An 18,686-nucleotide genomic window follows, 5' to 3' on the forward strand; every position below is an offset into this window, starting at 1 on the left:
GCAACCATTTCTTTCATCCTGCCCAGAGGTGCTCTTCATCGCGGGCGTCGGGGGAACGATGCTGCATTGGAGCAGCGCGCTCCGCCGGGCCAGCGTGAATGGAAGCCGCCCCCATCCCGCCGGCCCTCCCTTTCACCCAAGTTGGTGATGGCCCGCCAGCGACGCCGTCGGCGACCGCTCATGAGCTTGCTGGCTCTCCATCCGCTGTGACGCGCAGGCCGTACAGTGAAGACAGACGCTCTGGTGCGTGGATAAACCGTTGATTGCTCATCTATTTTCGAGAAGATGAGCGGATCGTCATCCAACGTCGATCCTCTGAGAGGAACGCGGAGATTCGTCCTTGACATCATCGAACGTTTGGCGCTCTCCTTCGACCGACCATGACAACGAGACGCCCGGGGGTTGAGCGAGGGACGGCGCGAATCAACGGATATCAAATCACCGCGAAGACGGGCGAGACGGCGGCTTCGGTCACGTACCGAGCCCGCCGAGAGGGCGATGGTAGGGAGGTGGCGGTGAGGATGCTCCACGCCGATCTCTCGCGGATCGCCGATGTCACGCGCTTCAAGCATGCCTGTAGCGCCATCCGGCGCATCGACTCGGAGCGGATCGTCAAGGTCCACGGCGTCGAGGAGCACGCGGACGGGCTCTTGCTCGTGACCGAGTATTTCCCGGGCGCCGCGCTGTCCGAGCTCCTGAAGGATCGGGGCGAGCTCGACGTCGGCGGGTTCCTGAGCGGCGCCATCGGGATGACCGAAGCCCTGGCCGACATCCACCGGCGCGGCCTCCTCCACGGCGACATCAGGCCCCGGAACATCCTGCTCGGGGAGGGCGAGCAGATCAAGCTCACCGGCTTCGGCGTCGAATCCATCGTGACGCGCGAGCGGGAGGCCATCTACGGCCGCGAGGTCCTCTCGGAGGTGCTCCCGTACACCTCACCCGAGCAGACAGGCCGCATGAACCGCAGCGTCGATTACCGCGCCGACCTGTACTCGCTCGGGGTCGTGTTCTACGAGATCCTCGTCGGACGAAGGCCGTTCGAGGCCGCGGACCCGCTCGAGCTGATCCACGCCCACATCGCCGTGAGGCCGACCCCGCCCTCGGAGCTGAGCCCGAAGGTGCCCCCGGCGCTCTCGGCCATCACCATGAAGCTGCTCGGCAAGAACGCCGAGGATCGCTACCAGAGCACCGAAGGCCTGAGGGACGACCTGGAGGAGTGCCGGCGGCTCTGGGAAGAGCGCGGCTCCATCGACGATTTCACCCCGGGCCAGCACGACAGGACCGATCTCTTCCAGATCCACCAGAAGCTCTACGGCCGCGAAGGCGATATCCGGCGGCTCATCGAGTCGTTCGACGACGTGCTCCGGGGCAGGCGCGCGATCGTGCTGGTCTCGGGCTACTCGGGGATCGGCAAATCGTCCCTCGTCCAGGAGATCCTCAAGCCGCTGGCGCGCGAGCGTGGCTATTACGTCAGCGGCAAGTTCGACCAGTACAACCGCGACACGCCCTACAGCGCCGTCGTCCATGCGTTCGACGCGCTCGTCAAGCAGCTCCTGTCCGAGAGCGAGGAGCGCGTCCAGCGATGGCGGAGGGCCATCCTCGACGCCCTCGGGAGCAACGCGCAGGTCATCTGCGACGTCCTGCCGTCGCTCGGGCACCTCATCGGCGCGCAGCCGGCCGTGCCGGCGCTCGGCCCGGTCGAGGCCCAGAACCGCCTGAACCTCTATTTCAAGAAGTTCGTCGCGGTGTTCGCCCGCCCAGCCCACCCGCTCGCCGTCTTCATCGACGACCTCCAGTGGGTCGACTCGGCCAGCCTCAGCCTGCTCAAGTCCCTTCTCGCCGACGAGGGGATGGAGTCGCTCTTCTTCTGCGGCGCCTACCGCGACAACGAGGTGAGCCCGACCCACCCCTTCCTCGTCGCGCTCGAGGAGCTCCAGGCGGCGCGCCTCGGGGTCGTCGACATCGTCCTCGAGCCGCTCCGGCTCGCCCACCTGAACGAGCTCCTGAGCGACAGCCTGCGGACCGGCGGCACGGACGCGCTCGCGCGCGCGGTGCTGAAGAAGACCGGCGGAAACCCGTTTTTCGTCAAGCAGTTCCTCAGGCACCTGGTGGAGGTCAGGGCCCTGGTCCTCGACCCCGCGGCGGGGTGGCGCTGGGACCTCTCGACGATCAAGGAGCTCGAGCACACCGACAACGTCCTGAGCCTGATGGCGCAGACCATCCGGCGCCTCCCGGAGGACACGCAAGAGGTGCTCCGGCTCGCCGCGGCGATCGGCAACAGCTTCGATCTGGAGATCCTGAACACCGTCAGCGCAGAAGCCCCCGACGCCACCTACGGTAGCCTCGCCAGGGCTATCGACGATGGCCTGATCGTGAGCGCCGGCGAGGGCTACCGCTTCGCGCACGACAAGATCCAGGAGGCGGCCTACTCCCTCATCCCCGCGCGGGACCGGCCGGGGTTCCACCACCGGATCGGGAGGCTGCTCCTCGGCAAGCTCGACCCCGACGAGGGGCAGAGCGTGTTCGATGTCGTCAATCACCTGAACAGCGCCGGCGATCTGATCCAGGCGCCGGAGGAGCGGCTCACCGCGGCCAGGCTCAACCTCCGTGCGGCCGCGCGCGCCGAGGAGTCGAGCGCCTTCTCCGCGTCGCTGAAGTACCTGGAGCACGGCATCTCCCTGCTGCCCGCGGACGCGTGGGCCTCCGAGTACGAGCTGACGTTCGCCTACCACACGAAGAAGGGCGTGCTGGAGTCGCTCTGCGAGCGGCACGACGACGCGCTCGCGACGCTCTCGGGCTGCCTCGACAAGGCGAGGGGGCGGGTGCACGAGACCGAGGTCCGGCGCCTGAAGATCAACGTGCAGATCCTGAAGAACGATCTGCCCGCCGCGCTGGACGAGGGGCTCGCCGCCCTGCGGGCGTTCGACATCGACCTTCCGCCGTACCCGGACGACGGCATGCTCACCGCCGAGATCGAGCGGACCATGGCCATGATCGGAGATCGGCCCATCGCGTCGCTCATCGATCTGCCCCCCCTGACGGATCCCGAGATCGCCGCCCTGCAGGACCTGCTGCAGGAGATGTTCTCGCCCACCTACCAGCTGGGGACGAACAACTTCGGCATCACCGTGATGAAGATGCTGCAGAACTCGCTCACGCACGGGCTCTCGAGGAACTCGATCTATGCGTACGTCAACTTCGGGACGATCCTGTGCGCCCGGCTCGACGTCGAGCGGGGCTACGAGTTCGGCAGGGCGGCCATCCGCCTCAACGAGCTCAATCCGGACAAGAAGTCCGAGGCCATGCTGTGCAACATGTGGGGCGCGTGGGTGCAGCACTGGAAAGAGAGCTACGCGACCTACAAGGCGTCGCTGCGCAAGGGCATGCACGTCGGCCTCGAGACGGGCCAGTACATCTGGGCCTTTTACAACGCGTGCAACTCGCAGCTGAGCAGCCTGCTCCTCGGGAAGAACCTCCACGAGCTCGTCCAGGAGGCGAAGGACAGCGAGCACATCTGCAAGCTCGACAGGTTCAACGCGATCACCTGGATCGTCGCCGCCGCCGCCGATCTCGGCGAAGAGCTCAGCACGCCGGCCGAGGGGGACGGCCACAGGCCGCGCGCGCGCCGGGTCGATCTCGACGCCATCATCGCGGAGGCCAGGCGGATCAACAACACCGCGAGCCTCTACTTCGCCAACATCTTCACGGTCATCGGCGGCGTCTTCAAGGGCGAATACGAGCGGGTGGCCGCGGTCTGGGGCGAGACCGACCCTGGCGCCGACGTGATGCTCGGGGCCTGGCACGCGAGCCCTTGCTATTATTTCTATGGCGGCGTGGCGTCCTCGCGGGCCTCGATCGCCGCCGCCGCGGAGCTCGAGAGCGCGTACGTCGAGCGGCTCAGGGCGTTCGCGGGCAAGCTCGATCTCTGGGCAGGGCTCAACCCGCAGATCTTCCGCCACCGCAGCCTGATCTTGCGGGCCGAGCTCGCGCGGATCGAGCGGCGCGAGGGCGCGGGCGCCCTCTACGATCAGGCGATCTCCGCCGCGAGGGAGGCGCGGCTCCTCCACGACGAGGCGCTCGCGAACGAGCTCTGCGCGCTCCATTACCGCGACATGGGCAGGGAGTTCCTCGCGCACGCTTACATCGCCGAGGCGCACCGGCTCTACGCGCGCTGGGGCGCCGCGCGCGTGACGGAGCGCCTCGAGCGGGAGTTCCCGCAGGCGCTAGGGCGGGAGGCGCCGCGCCAGGCGGGCCCGGGCGACCACGGCGGGGCCGCCCAGAGCGCCTCCCTCGAGCACGCCGCGGAGGTGGACCACGGCAAGGCGAAGCTCGACACGCTCGCCGTCATCAAGGCCTCGCAGGCGATCTCGGGCGAGATCCTGTTCCCCTCGCTCCTCAAGAGGCTCATGCAGAGCATCCTCGAGAGCGCAGGCGCCAGGAAGGGGCTCGTGATCCTCAGGGACAACGACAGGCTCGTGGTCCAGGCGGAAGGTCACGTCGAGGCGCGGGAGATCAAGGTGCTGTCGCCCGTGCCGCTGGAGGCGTGCGGGGATGTCGCCGCGAGCGTCGTGCACTACGTCACGCGGACCGCGGAGAGCGTCGTCCTCTGCGACGCCGCCAGCAGCGATCTGTTCGCGAGCGACCCGTACATCGCGAGGACCCAGGCCCGCTCGATCCTCGCGGCGCCCATCCTCCGGCAGGGGCGCCTCGTGGGCGTCATCTACCTCGAGAACGATCTGGCCGCCGGAGCGTTCACGCCGGACCGGCTGGAGGTGACCCGGCTGCTCGCCGCCCAGGTGGCCATCTCCATGGAGAACGCGCTCCTCTATGCGAGCCTCGAGGAGAAGGTCAGGACGCGCACCGCCGAGCTCGAGGTCGCCCACGAGCGGATCGAGATCGAGCTCTCGGAGAAGCTCGCGCTCATCGCTCGGCAAAAAGAGCTCATCCGCACCCTCTCCACGCCCATCCTCGAGGTGTGGGACGGCGTGCTCACCATCCCGGTGGTGGGCGGGCTCGACGACGACCGGGCCGCGACGATCATGCAGGATCTGCTCGAACGGGTGGTCCACACCCAGTCGAGGTCCACGATCCTCGATCTCACCGGGGTGAGCGCGATCGATCCCGGCACGGCCGAGCGCCTCGTGCGCATCATCCGATCCGTGCAGCTCCTGGGCTCGCGGAGCATCATCACGGGCATTCAGCCCGAGGTCGCCCGGACCATGATCTCGCACGGGCTCGACCTGAGCCGCGTGATGACGCGCGCGAAGCTGCGCGACGGCTTGCGGATGTGCATGGCACAGCGGAGCTGAGGGGGTAGTGGTCAACTTTGCCCAGGGAGAGTCCACATGAGGGCGGGAAGGCGGGAAGATCATGAATGTTTTCTTCCCGCCTTCCCGCCTTTATGTTCACGTTTGACCACTACCGTCCGCTGCGGCGAAGCCGTCGTGGGGCGACGCGTTCCGTGCGTCAGAGATCCCGCCGATCGTGCGCAGATCGGCGTCCATCACGTGGGCGCCTGGACGTGGACGCGCCGGACCCCGGGCTGCTTTGCGAGCTGGTCAATCAGCGTCTCCACGCCGATCGCGTTCGGGATCCTCGCGTCGAGCGTCACGTTGACGCGCCGCTTGTCGTCGAGGCGGCGCTCGTAATCCATGTCCGAGACGACGGCCCCGAGCGCTTCGAGCACCTTCATGATGTCGGCCACGCCGGCCGACTCCTCGCCCAGGACGAGGGCGATCCGGCGCCGGGTGCTGCGGTCGTCCTTGTCCTCGAAGCGGCGGAGCGCCGTGAGCGCGAGCACGCCGAGGAGCGTGACGACGACGGCCTCGACGTACATCGCCGCGCCCGAGCACATGCCGATCGCCGTCACGAGCCACAGGCCCGCCGCGGTCGTGATGCCCTGGACCGTGGTCCCGGTGCGCAGGATGGAGCCGCCGGCGAGGAAGCCGATGCCGGCGACGATCGACGCGGCGATGCGCGAGGAGTCGACGACGACCAGATCGTCCTTTCCGTAATGCTGGAAGTAGACGAACTTCACCGAGATGACCATGAACGTCGCCGCGGCCATCGCGACGAGCAGGTGCGTCCGGAGCCCGACCTGGCGGCCGTGGCGATCGCGCTCGTACCCGATGACGCCCCCGAGCGCCGCGCCCGCGGCGATCCGGATCAACAGGTCGACGTGCATGGTGTCCATCTGTGCTTCCACCTCCCGTGGGCGGCCGAGGCTCGCGGCGCGCTTGCGCCCGCGCGCGTCCTCGCCGGACGCCGCGGCGACGCGTCCCCGTACGTAGGGCTCGCCGACGCGCAGGGGGAGACGAGGCCGCCGGGCAGCCTGGCCGGCGTCATCGCCGCTGGCGCCGGGCGCCCGACGCGGCCGCGCGCGGCTGCGACGCCGAATCGCTCGCCGGCGACGCCGGCTCGTCCTCGCCGCCGGGCCGCGGCGCGGCGGGGAGGGGATCCCCGATGCCGTCGAGCTCGCGGTCGAGCTCGCCCTTCTCGGTGCGGAACGCGTCGCGCTGATCGGCGGGGAGCTCCCGCAGGCGCGTCGCGAGCAGCGTCTCCGCGTCGAAGTAGACGCCGTTGCGGCTCGCGCTGAAGTGCAGGTGCGGCCCCGTCGACCGCCCGGTCGACCCCACGTAGCCGACGAGCTGATGGGTCGCCACGTGGTCCCCGCGCTTCAGGCCCGCCGCGTACCTCGAGAGGTGTGCGTAGCCTGTCTCGACGCCGTTGTCGTGCTGGATCGCGACCCACTTGCCATGACCACCGTGCGGCCCCACCCAGGAGACGGTGCCCTCGAGCGCGGCATAGACCGGGGTCCCCGACGGCGCGCCGTAGTCCGTGCCCTCGTGCGGCACCACGCGGTGCAGGATGGGGTGCATCCGCTTGGGGTTGAACGGCGACGTCCGACGCAGCGTGGGGAGCGGCGCCTGCCACGGGCTCGGCACCGGCTCGCGTCCGTCTTCGTCGACGAGCCGCCCCGTGGCGCCGCCGTCGAACCGGTAGAAGCGGGCTTCCGGCTGCCCGGCCGCCCGCACGTCGAGCGCCAGAACACGAGGCTCCTCCGGCGCCCCGGCGACGTCGGCGACGGCGCGGACCACCGCCCCGCGGCGGAGCCCGTGAGGGAGGCGCCGCGCGAGCAGCTCCTCGGCTGCCCGCCGCACGCTCGCCTGCGGCTCCGCCGGCTCGCCCGGGGCTCCGGCGGTCCAGGCCAGCGCGAGATGCGGTTCTGCGCCCGCGTCGGGCGCCGGCGCAGGCGGCGGCGGCGCGTCCAACGGCCGGGCGCTCGCGAGCTTCCGGCTCGCGGCATCGAGCGACCTGTCGATCTCGACGGCGCGCACCGTGAACCACACGACCACGACGCCGAGCAGCCCGAGCCCGAGCCACACCGAGGCTTCGGTGCGGGGCGACCAGCCGTCAGACGTGGACTCGGGTCGCTTGGGGCTTCCACCGGGCATCCGAGATCACCTTGCGCTATGGCATCGACGCGCCTTGGCGGCAGTGACAGGGGCACGAGACATGCGGACGGCGCGCACGCTATGCGCGAGCGTCGCTCGCGTCAACCCCGGCCCGGCCGCGCGGAAGGCCCCCTTCGCGGCCGCATCGCTGGCGCTGGGGCCTGCCCTGGGTCGACAGAACATCCTTTTACGCGATCCGATCGGGCCGTCGTTGTTTGTCACCTTCCCGTCCTCGTAGATGACGAAGCTAGGGGTTGTTAGGGATTTTGTTCCCGTGAAGTCCTTCTTGCTGATGCAGTCGAAATGCGATGTCAGCGCTGCTCTCAGGTCTTCAGGATTGTCGTGTCTGCTGGGCTGGCAAGCGGATAACGTCGCGACGAGCGACTCGCCCTCTGCACCTCGATGCGCCGCGAGCCCGGCGCGTCGGCGCATCGGAAAAAAATCCGCCACCATGACCACGTGGCAGAGCGAGCGGACGGGGCCAGTCCGTGACGAACAAAATCTGAAGGATCGCTCCCCGTGACGGCATGAAGCCCGGTGAGGCGCAGAGATCCGGCCGGTGAGCCATCTCTCGGCGACGTCGGGCGACGCCCCTCGAACGGACGTTGACCATCCTCCTGATCCAATTCGACGGAGTCTAACGTGAAAATTTACGTCATTCTTGCTTCTTCAGCTCTCCTTTCGGCGTGCACGGGAGAGGTGGACGGCGTCTCCGCCCATGGGACGGACGGCGATTCCGCCGCCATCCTCGGAGGCACGGTCGATGCTCCTGCCGATGGCGCGGGCGCGCCGCCCTCGGGGGCGCACCCGCCGACGCGCGAGGAGGCGGAGGCGATCCTCGATCGCGTGGTCGCGCTCTACCAGGACCACGCCGCGGCCGCGAATCCGGCGGGTACCCACAAAATTTCGTGGAGGATCGACTGGGACAGCGATGCGGTCAGCGCCCATGTGCTGCTCAAACGCGGGGAGGACTGGACCATCGAGGTGAGCAAGGGATGGCTCACGGCCCCGAGCATGACGACGGAGGTGTTCGCGCTCACGATGTGCCACGAGATGGGGCACTTCATCGGCGGGTTCCCGTTCAAGACCTCCGGCCGCGGGGACAGCACCGGCGCGCTGGGCACGTCGGTCGCCGCCGAGGGACAGGCCGACTACTTCGCCACAAAGGATTGCTTGCCGCGGCTGTGGGCGAATGAAACCGAGGTCAACGCCGCGGCGTTCGCCGAGCTCGACCCTTCCGCGCGCGAGCGCTGCACGACGGCCTACAGCGACCTGGCGAGCCAGCAGCTCTGCGGCCGGATCCTGCGCGCCAGCCTGCAGACGGGGCGGCTGTACGAGGAGCAGGCCGTGCTGCAGGCCCCCAGGGAGCTCGTCTACCCGCGATTCGACACGCCGGACACGACCGAGGTCGCGGTGACCAAGGAGGGCCATCCTGAGTCCCAGTGCCGCCTCGACACGCTGGTGGCGGGAGCCGTGTGCAACGTGAAGGCCACGGGGACGGAGATCCCGGGGTTCGTGCCGCCGTACGGCGAGTATAGCGCTGCGAGCCAAGAAGCAGCGCGCCCGTTCGCGTGCCAGACCGGCCCCGGGGCCCGACCGAGGTGCTGGTTCCAGCCGGACCCTGTCGTCACCGACTGCTCCGAGCTCGGTGAGCAAGCGTGCGTCGTCGAGGACGGGGCACACGGGGTCCGGTACTGCGGCACGACGACCGGCGTGAGCTATTACTGGTGCTTCCCGGGCGAGGTGTGCAAGACGAGCAGCTTCGGCACCTCGGACTGCTATGCTCCCGATGTCGATCCCGATGAGGGGGCTTTCTGAGCGCGATCGACCGAGCTCGGTGTCGAACGGCGCCGAGCGATTTCGTTACGCCGAGCTCGGCCGTGATCGTTGGGTGGCCGCGCACAGCAAGAAAACGACGCGGTTTGGTCGGCAGTGCTCAAAATTAAACATGAAGGCGGGCTTGCCAGGCCGCTCCGTGAGGCCATCATGGCCAGGCCCCCCAAGGGCCGCAAGCATGCCCTCGCAGACCCTCGCGACCAAGCTCGCCGCGCCGGACGCCGAGCAGCAGAAGGCGCAAGCCACGGAGCCCTGGCTCTTCCCGGTGTTCTTCCTCTCGGGCTCGGCAGCGCTGGTGTATCAGGTCGTCTGGCAGCGCGCCCTCTACGCGATCTACGGTGTAGACATCCTGTCGATCACGGTCGTCGTCACCGCGTTCATGCTGGGTCTCGGGCTCGGGAGCCTCGCGGGTGGGGCGCTCTCGCGCCGGCACCCGCGAGCGGCGGTGACGCTGTTCGCGATCGCCGAGCTCGGGATCGGCCTCTACGGCGCGCTCAGCCTCCGCCTCTTCGCCCTGATTGCAGGCGTCACGCACGGCATTGGCCATGTCGCCGCCGGTGGGGTGGCCTTCCTGCTCGTGGTGCCCCCGGTCATGCTGATGGGGGCCACACTTCCCCTCCTGGTCGGGCACGCCACGTCGCGATCGCATAACGTCGGTCGCTCGCTGGGTAACCTCTACTTCGCCAACACGCTGGGCGCGGCGTTCGGCGCGTTCCTGGCGGCGCGCTTCCTGCTGGGCGGGCTGGGCCTCCGGGCCACCACGGAGGTCGCCGCGACGCTCAACGTCCTCCTCGGTGTGCTCGTGATGGCCCTGCGCCGGCGGCGTCGCGGCGAGCCATGAGGCTCCTCGTCGCCGTCCTCGTCGCCACGCTCGGCGGTTATCTCTCGCTCTCGCACGAGGTCCTCTGGGTCCGGGTCTACAGCTTTGCGACCGAAGGCGCGCCGGAGGCCTTCGGCTCTCTGCTCGCGGCCTACCTCGCCGGTCTGGCCGGCGGATCGCTCCTCGCCGGCCGCTACTGCCGGAGCGCCGCGGCGGAGCGCTCCGGGCAGCTCTACCGCGTGGGCGGGGTGATCGTCGCCGGGGCGCTCGCGGCCTTCCTCGTAGCCCCCGCCGTCGCGCACCTCGTCGGCCGCGGTGTGGATCCGGCCTCGACGCTGCCTGTCTTCGCGCTCGCGAGCACCTGCCTCGGCGCGGGGTTTCCGCTCCTGTGCCACTTCGCGATCCCCGCGGACGAGCTGGCCGGCGCGCGGCTGTCCTACGTCTACGTCGGCAACATCGCGGGCTCGACGCTGGGCAGCCTGGTCACCGGCCTCGTGCTGCTGGATGTCTTGCCCTTGCGCGAGCTCAACGTGGCCCTCGCGATCGCGGGCGCCGCGCTCGGCGTGATGCTCATGCTGTCCGCGTCGAGGACGGCGCGCTCGCGCGTGCTCAGCGGCGCGCTCCTGGCGGCCGCCATCGGGTCCTTCGTGGGGTCGGCGAAAGCGCTCTACGGCGACCTCTACGAGAAGCTCCTTTACGGGGAGGAGCACCGCGAACACGGTCGCTTCGCCCACGTCATCGAGCGTCGCGAAGGCGTCGTCACGGTCTCCCGGTCGGGCACCGTGTACGGCGGCGGATCCTACGAGGGCATCGCCAACGTCAGCCCGCTGCCGGAGAAGGACGAGAACCGGGTGCTGCGGGCCTACCTGGTGTCCGCGTTCCACCCCGAGCCGCGCGACATCCTCATGATCGGCCTCGGATCCGGCTCCTGGCTCCAGGTGCTGGCGAACGACCCCGACGTCGAGCACCTCACCGTTGTCGAGATCAACCCCGGGTTCGTCGAGGCGGCGCGGCGCGCGCCTGTCGTCGCGAGCGCGCTGGAGAACCCCAAGGTGGAGCTGCTCATCGACGACGGCCGGCGCTACCTGGGGAGGACCTCGCGGCGCTTCGACGTCATCGTCGAGAACACGATCGTGTACTGGCGCTCGTATGCCTCGATGTTGCTCTCCCGAGAGATGATGGAGCTGTCCCGCCGGCGCCTGAAGCCGGGCGGCGCGCTCTACTACAACACCACCATGTCCACCGCGGCTCAGAAGACCGGGGCGACCGTATTCCCGCACGCCCTCCGCTACCAGAACATGCTGATCGCGAGCGACGGTCCGATCACCATCGACCATGCGCGCTTCGAGACGAAGCTCGACGCCTGGCGTATCGACGGCCGTCCCGTGCTGCCCGCCGGCAGCAGCGCCGCGCAGCTCGATCTGCTGAAAGAACAGGACTGGCGCGGCGGGCCCACCTGGGAAGGCCGGGAGTCGATCCTGCAGCGGACGCAGGACGACCCGATCATCACCGACGACAACATGGCGACCGAATGGTGGGCGTTCGACACGTACCCTTAGAGCGGCAGTCACCCGCTTCGGATACGGGCCCATCTCGACGTTTTCGGTGCTCAGCGCACCGGAGTGCGCTTCCGCGCCGAAAACGCCGGGCTGGACCCGTCTCCTGTGCGGGTGACCGCCGCTCTGTAACGCATGTACCAGAGACGGGCGAAAACGGCTCTAGACGCTAGAACGCCCCCACCACGCCGACCCCGCCGCCCTCCGGGCCGAGGAGCGGCACCACGCGCGCGTGCACCCGCCCCGGCGCGCCCGGCCTCGCGCCGGCGGCGCTCGCGCCCTCGGCGCCCGACCGGCCCGACGTCAGCACCAGGATCGCCCCCGCGCCGATCGCGGCGACGCCCACGCCGATGCCGATCGTCGACACGAGCGCCTTGGTCTCCGCCGCGTCGATCTCCTTGCGGCCCAGGGGAGTGCACTGCTTGCCCGGACACAGCGCCGGGTCCTTCTCCGCGTCGCTGGCCTGCCCCGCGGCGAGGATCCCGAACACCGCACCCACGCCGAGCACCGCCGCGCCCGCGCCCCCGATCACGAAGCCCGCGGTGCGCAGCCCTTCGCCGCCGCCCGCGCCGGCGCTGCTACCGGCGGCGATCCCGGCGCCGCCCGCCGCCGGCCCCGGCTGCGCCGCGGCCGTCTGCGCGGGCGGCGCGGGCTGGAGCTTCGGGACCGCGATCGTCTTCAGATCCGCGCTCTCGCCGACCTGCACAATCGTCGACCACACCGAGTAGCCGCTCGCGGTCGCCTCGACCTCGTGCGCCCCCGGATCGATCGGGATCGGCGTGCCCAGCGCGGCCGCGGGGATGTCGTGGCCGTCGACGCGCACCAGGAGGCCCGGCGTGCCCTCCGCCTTGAGCACGATCTTCGAGAGCCTCGGCTCCAGCGCGCCGATGTGCTCCTGCGCGAACGCCTCGCGCGCGGCGTTGCCCTCCTTCTTCGAGGCGAAGAGCGCCTCCTTGAACTGCCCCCACGCGGTCGCCGTCTTGCCGAGCGCCTCGTTGCACAGCGCCAGGTTGAGCAGCGTGCCCGTGCCAGGCCGCAGCCGCTGGCTCTCCGCCAGCTTGGGGCACGCCTCCGCGTACGCCTTCGCCTCCATCAGGCGGCGCCCTTCTTCGAACAGCGTCTGGGCGAGCGTCGGGTCGCTGCTCATCCCCTGCGCCAGAGCGCCCGCGGGCGCGAGCAGCGCGGCCGAGGCGAGGACGACGGTGGCGACGGCGAGTCGAGCGCGACGGATCGCGCGGGGCGCAGGCAATCTCGAGAGGATCATGGCGGTGGGCTCAGTGCGGGTCGTTGAGGTCGATGCCTCGGGGAGGACGCTGGGTCGATGGCGCTGGCGAGGTGCGGGCGGCCGACCCGCCGCGCCCCGCAGGCGCCCGCGGGGGCGCAGCCCTCGTCGGCGCCGATGCAGGCGCCGACGCGGAAGCGCTCGCCGACGCCGAGGCGCTCGCCGCGGCGGCGGCGGTCGCCACTCCGGTCGGCAGGATCGTCGGCTCCTCCGGCGTCGCCGCCCCGGCGCCGGGCGCAGGCGGCTCCGGGGCCGGCGCCGGCGCGGCCGTCGCGCTCGCGGCCGCCGTCGCGCTCGCGGCCGCCGTCGCGCTCGCCGCCGCGCCGCCCGCGTCGTCCGCGTCGCGCCCGCGGAGCATGAACACGCCGACGGCGAGCGCCCCGAGCACGAGCGTCGCCGAGAGCAGCGCGATCGCGATGACCACGGCAGGGGACGCGGGCAAGCCGGGGAGCCGGCGCCCGTCCGAGGAGATCCCCAGGTGGGTCGACGAGGCGAAGGTCGCCGCGGCGCGCGAGCTCATCGGCGCGCTGTACGGGCCGGGGACGATCTGCTGATGCGGCGAGAAGCCGTCCGGCGGCACCGGGCTCGGCCTGCCGCCGTCGCCGGGGGGCGCCGGGCTCGGCCCACCGTCGCCCGGCGGCACGCCCGGCGACGACCCCCGGGAGAACGGCGAAGGCGGGTGCGGGAAGGGCGTCGTCGCCTGGGCGACCGGCGACGGCGGCCGGGAGAACGGCGACTGCGGGTGCGGGAAGGGCGTCGTCGCCTGGGCGACCGGCGGCGGCCGGGAGAGCGGCGACCCCGCGCCGGGCAGCGTGCCGTTCCGCGGCGACGGCGCGGCGTCGGCCCCGGGCGAGGGGAGCCCCGGCCACGACGGCTCGCGCAGCGCCGGCGCCGAGGCCCGCGGGTCCACGGAGGAGAACGAGGGCTGCGACGCCCGGTGCCCGCCGGCGGCCGCGGCGTGCAGCGACAGGCCGCCCATGCGCGCGACCCGGACGAGCGTCGGGTACGTGCGCGCGGGCGCGAACGGGGCGAGCGCCACGACGAGCTCGGCGACCGACGCGTACCGCTGCTCGCGATCGCGGGCGTAGGCCTTCTCGAGCACGGTCGCGAGCGGGGCGGGCACGTCGGGGCGCAGGTCCCGGAGCGGCGTCGGGGTGCCCGTCAGCACCTCCGAGCAGAGCTGCGGCAGCGTCTCCGCGTAGTACGGCTGCCGGCCGGCGAGCAGCTCGTAGAGCGAGACGCCGAGCGCGTAGATGTCGGTGCGGTGGTCCACCGAGCGCGTCTGCCGCATCTGCTCAGGGGACATGTACAGCGCCGAGCCCAGCGCCGCGTCCGTGCCCGTCAGGACGTCGACGGCGGTCGTCATCTTCGAGATGCCGAAGTCGAGCACCTTGACGAGCGGCGAGCCGTCGGCGCGCGCCGTCAGGAACAGGTTCGCCGGCTTGAGATCGCGGTGCACGATGCCGAGCCCGTGGGCCTCGGCGATCGCCTCGCTGCCCTGGACGATGTAGTCGACCGCGTCCTCCAGGCCGAGCACGCCCTGATCCCGGAGCAGGCGCGCGAGATCGCTCCCGGTCAGGAGCTCCATGACCATGTACGGGGCGCCGTTCTCGAGCGTGCCGACGTCCGAAACCCGGGCGACATGCTCGCTCTTGATCCTCATGCCCGCCTTCGCCTCGCGCAGGAAGCGGGCCGACCCCTCCGGGTGCTCGGTGAACGCGGGCAGCAGGAACTTCAGCGCGACGTGCTCGTCGAGCACGATGTGCCGCGCCTCGACGACCACCCCCATGCCGCCCTGGCCGATGATCCGCTCCACGCGGTACTTGCCGGCGAGCACGGTGCCCAGCTCGACAGGGGCCAGCGAGGGCTGTTTCGTCTCGGAACCCGACACAGCGCGCGATGATCACCGCTTCGCCCTCGGACGGCAAGCGCGCGGCGCCCGCGCGGGGCGCCGCGCCGCACGGCAGGCAGAACAACGCGAAAGATGCAGCAACGCGGGCCGCCTCGCGCCCGCGCCGCAGCACGAATGCGCCGTTGCTCGCTCGCCGTCGCTCGCCGTCGCTCGTCGCGCCGCGCTCGTCGCGCGCGCGGCACGGCCGCGCGGAGGCACCGCCGCGCCCGCCACACCGCAGTGCCTCGCGCCGCTACACCGCCGTCTTCGGGCCGAATCCTCCTGGAAACGAAGGCGTCGTACGTCCGGAGCGCGTCGCGGAGGGCGAGACGGAACGGGGGCACTTCTGGTTGGATAGGACCACCCCCGGAGACAAACACCGTGCGCCTGCTCATCCAGCACCGGACCCGTTATACGTACCCCCGCCCCGCCTCGCTCGGCCCGCACCTCATCCGGCTGCGGCCCGCGACGCACGCGAAGGCGAAGATCGAGTCGTACAGCCTCAAGATCGACCCGCCCATCGCGGCCCACTGGCAGCAGGACCCGTACGGCAACCACGTCGCCCGGGTGCTCCTGCCCGCGGGCGAGCGCGTCCCGCACTTCGACATCCTCGTCGAGCTCGCTGTCGACGTCCGCCCCGTCAACCCGTTCGACTTCTACCTCGACGAGCGCATCAAGCAGGTCCCGTTCGCGTATCCGGCCGAGCTCGAGCAGGACCTCGCCCCTTTCCTCGACAGCGCCGATCCGTCGATCGCCCGCGGGCCGCAGCTCGACGCGTTCCTCGCCGAGCTGCCCTCGAAGGGCGACACCGTGTCGCTCATCGTCGCGCTGAACGCCGCCGTGAACCGGCGCATCAAGTACGTCATCCGCGAGGAGCCCGGCATCTGGACGCCGGAGGAGACGCTCGCGCACGGCCGCGGCAGCTGCCGCGACTCGGCCGTGCTGCTCATCGCCGCCCTGAGGTCGCGCGGCCTCGCCGCGCGCTTCGTGAGCGGCTACCTCGTGCAGCTGACCGACGAGGGGATGATCCCCGACCAGCCGCGCGGCGTCAGCCGCGACGTCGTCGACCTGCACGCGTGGGCCGAGGTCTTCCTGCACGGCGCCGGCTGGATCGGCCTCGACGCGACGAGCGGCCTGCTCTGCGGCGAGGGCCACATCCCGCTCGCCTGCACGGCCTCGCCCGCGCTCGCGGCGCCGGTCGAGGGCACGAGCGACACGCGCGCGACCGACGTGTTCTTCGAGATGAAGGTCGGCCGGCTCGGCCACGAGCCGCGGCCGACGACGCCCTACGAGGAGCCCGTGTGGCAGGAGCTCCTGGCCGTGGCCGACCGCGCGGACGAGCGGCTCGCCGCCGCGGGCCTCACCCTGACCATGGGCGGCGAGCCGACGTTCAACTCGCGCGAGTACCCGGACGCGCCGGAGTGGCGCGAGGGCGCGCTCGGGCCGACCAAGTGGTCGCAAGGGCTCCGGCTCGCGCACGAGCTCCGCCGCCGGATGGCGCCGGGCGGCGTCGTGCTGCTCCGCGCCGGCAAGCACTACCCCGGCGAGAGCCTGCCGCGCTGGGCCCTCGAGATCATCGACCGGCGCGACGGCGTCCGCCTCTGGACCGAGATGTCCGGGGCGCGCCACGCGGACCCCGCGACCTCGACGGGCCGCTCGCCGCGCGCGAGGAACGCCGCGCTCTCGCGGAGGTTCGCCGAGGCGCTCGCGGCGCGGCTAGGCCTCTCCGAGTTCCTGCTGCCGGCCTACGAGGACCCCTGGCGCCACCTCCAGGACGAGGCGAGCCTGCCCGTCGACGTCGACCCGCTCCAGGCGAACCTCGACGACCCGGAGGAGCGGCGGCGCCTCGCGCGCGTGCTCGACCGGGGGCTCGGCAGCGAGGCCGGCTTCGTCCTGCCCCTCGCGCGCCAGTCGGGCGCGTGGATCAGCGAGCGCTGGAGCTTCCGGCGCGGGCACCTCTTCCTGCTCCAGGGCGACAGCGCCATCGGCCTGCGCCTGCCGCTCCGCTCGCTCGTCGCGGTGGCCCCGCCGCCGCCGATCGAGGAGCTCGTGTCGCCGCCCGACCCGCGGCGCGGCGATCCCGAGGCCGACGAGGCGGCGGAGCAGCAGCGCCGCGTCGAGCTCGTGGAGGGCGACGGCGGCCCGGAGCACGCCGAGACGGCGCGCGCGCGCGCGGCGCAGCGCCTCGCCCACGACGGCGAGCGCGCCGCGCACGCCCAGCGCGCCGCGCCGGCCGCCGGGCGATCGGGCTACGGGGTGCGCACGGCGCTCTGCGTCGAGACGCGCGACCGCGCCGTCCACGTCTTCTTGCCGCCGCTCCTCTCGCCGGCCGACTTCTTCGAGCTCATCGCCGCGATCGACGCGACCCGGCAGGAGACGGGCGTCGACGTGCTGCTCGAGGGCTACCCGCCGCCGCCCGGCGCCGACGTGCTCCGCTTCTCGGTGACGCCGGACCCGGGCGTGCTCGAGGTGAACCTCCCGCCGACCGACGGGGTGCGCAAGTACGCCTCGCTCCTGGAGACGGTGTTCGACGCGTCGCTGCACAGCGGGCTGCACTGCGAGAAGTACCTGATCGACGGGCGCATGGCGGGGAGCGGGGGCGGCCACCACCTCACGTTCGGCGGCCCGACGCCGCTCTCGAGCCCCTTCCTGCGCCGGCCGGATCTCCTGGCCAGCCTGCTCACCTTCAACCAGCACCACCCGTCGCTCTCGTACATGTTCGCGGGCCTGTTCGTCGGCCCGACGTCGCAGGCGCCGCGCGTGGACGAGGCGCGCCACGAGAACCTCTACGAGCTGGAGATCGCGCTCGCGCGCGCGTTCGAGCGCCGCGAGGACGAGCCGCCGTGGCTCTCGGATCTCCTGTTCCGCCACCTGCTCGTGGACATGACGGGCAACACGCACCGCGCCGAGGTGAGCATCGACAAGCTGTTCGATCCGCAGACGGCGCACGGCCGGCAGGGGCTCATCGAGCTGCGCGCCTTCGAGATGCCGCCGCACTTCCGGATGGCGGTCGCGCAGACGCTGCTCGTCCGGACGCTCCTCGCCTCGTTCGCCGAGGAGCCGTACACCGGCCAGCTCGTGCGCTGGGGCCAGGCGCTGCACGACCGCTTCCTCCTGCCGTACTACCTGTGGCGCGACTTCGAGGACGTGCTCGATCACCTGAAGCAGCGCGGGCTCGCCCTGCCCGCGGACGCGTACCGCCCGTTCATCGAGCTGCGCTGCCCGGTGGTGGGCACGCTGCACGCCGGCGACGTGATGCTGGAGGTGCGCAACGCGATCGAGCCGTGGCACGTGCTCGGCGAGGAGCTGACCACGTCGGGCACGTCGCGCTACGTGGACTCGTCGATGGAGCGCATCGAGGTGCGGGTGAAGGGGCTCACGCCGGAGCGCCACAGGGTGCTCGTGAACGGCCACGTGCTGCCGCTCCGGCCGACGGGGACGGCGGCGGAGTACGTGGGCGGCGTGCGGTTCCGCGCCTGGGCGCCGCCGCACAGCCTGCACGCGCACCTCGGCATCCACCACCCGATCCACCTCGACATCGTGGACACGTGGGGCAAGCGCTCGATCGGCGCGTGCGCCTATCACGTGTGGCACCCGGAGGGCCGCGCCTTCCACGCGCCGCCGCTCACGCGGTTCGAGGCGGCGGCGCGGCGGGCGCAGCGGTTCACGATCGAGGGACAGACGCCCTGGCCGGTGACGGGGAAGCCGGCGGCCCCCCACGGCGACGCGCCGTACACGCTGGATCTGCGGCGCTACCCGATGGACCGGCCGCCGCCGAAGCCGCCGAAGCCGGAGGACGAGGGGTGATCGGACCACGTGGGAGGCGAGGTGAGCGCCTGGACGGATG

The 18,686-nt window shown here is 71.4% G+C and carries 9 protein-coding genes; 5 read left to right on the forward strand and 4 right to left on the reverse strand.

The window, feature by feature from the left end:
• Window positions 1-437 precede the first annotated feature (437 nt).
• Complete coding sequence (locus WME98_RS26150; RefSeq protein ID WP_437954026.1) at window positions 438-5,309, forward strand: AAA family ATPase; 4,872 nt, start codon at window positions 438-440, stop codon at window positions 5,307-5,309.
• A 194-nt stretch (window positions 5,310-5,503) separates the two neighbouring features.
• Here WME98_RS26150 and WME98_RS26155 read toward each other — a convergent pair whose 3' ends face one another.
• Window positions 5,504-6,193, reverse strand: a complete 690-nt coding sequence (locus tag WME98_RS26155) for an MgtC/SapB family protein (protein ID WP_061622987.1) — start codon at window positions 6,191-6,193, stop codon at window positions 5,504-5,506.
• 148 nt (window positions 6,194-6,341) lie between these two features.
• A complete protein-coding gene (locus WME98_RS26160) occupies window positions 6,342-7,454 on the reverse strand; it encodes a M23 family metallopeptidase (RefSeq protein WP_437953775.1) in 1,113 nt (370 codons plus the stop codon).
• A 642-nt stretch (window positions 7,455-8,096) separates the two neighbouring features.
• On the opposite strand from WME98_RS26160, the gene WME98_RS26165 reads away from it, so the two are divergent.
• The 3 genes from WME98_RS26165 to WME98_RS26175 all read left to right on the forward strand — a co-directional run bounded on the left by WME98_RS26165 (window position 8,097) and on the right by WME98_RS26175 (window position 11,669).
• Window positions 8,097-9,272, forward strand: a complete 1,176-nt coding sequence (locus WME98_RS26165) for a hypothetical protein (RefSeq protein WP_437953776.1) — start codon at window positions 8,097-8,099, stop codon at window positions 9,270-9,272.
• 196 nt (window positions 9,273-9,468) lie between these two features.
• Entirely contained in the window at window positions 9,469-10,131 is a 663-nt protein-coding gene (locus WME98_RS26170) for a fused MFS/spermidine synthase (RefSeq protein WP_437953777.1), read from the forward strand.
• Complete coding sequence (locus WME98_RS26175) at window positions 10,128-11,669, forward strand: spermidine synthase (protein ID WP_437953778.1); 1,542 nt, start codon at window positions 10,128-10,130, stop codon at window positions 11,667-11,669. The genes WME98_RS26170 and WME98_RS26175 overlap by 4 nt, the downstream gene beginning before the upstream one ends.
• A 166-nt stretch (window positions 11,670-11,835) precedes the next feature.
• Here the strand turns inward: WME98_RS26175 and WME98_RS26180 are convergent, their stop codons facing one another.
• Together WME98_RS26180 and WME98_RS26185 are read right to left on the reverse strand one after the other, a co-directional pair.
• On the reverse strand, window positions 11,836-12,930 hold the full coding sequence (locus WME98_RS26180; RefSeq protein WP_437953779.1) for a hypothetical protein: 1,095 nt from the start codon (window positions 12,928-12,930) through the stop codon (window positions 11,836-11,838).
• Window positions 12,931-12,940: 10 nt separating this feature from the next.
• On the reverse strand, window positions 12,941-14,839 hold the full coding sequence (locus tag WME98_RS26185; protein ID WP_437953780.1) for a protein kinase domain-containing protein: 1,899 nt from the start codon (window positions 14,837-14,839) through the stop codon (window positions 12,941-12,943).
• A 381-nt stretch (window positions 14,840-15,220) separates the two neighbouring features.
• On the opposite strand from WME98_RS26185, the gene WME98_RS26190 reads away from it, so the two are divergent.
• Complete coding sequence (locus WME98_RS26190) at window positions 15,221-18,646, forward strand: DUF2126 domain-containing protein (RefSeq protein ID WP_437953781.1); 3,426 nt, start codon at window positions 15,221-15,223, stop codon at window positions 18,644-18,646.
• Window positions 18,647-18,686 lie beyond the last annotated feature (40 nt).

Origin of the sequence: Sorangium sp. So ce296 (genome assembly GCF_051529605.1) — a bacterium.
Taxonomy (GTDB): Bacteria; Myxococcota_A; Polyangia; order Polyangiales; family Polyangiaceae; genus Sorangium; species Sorangium cellulosum_D.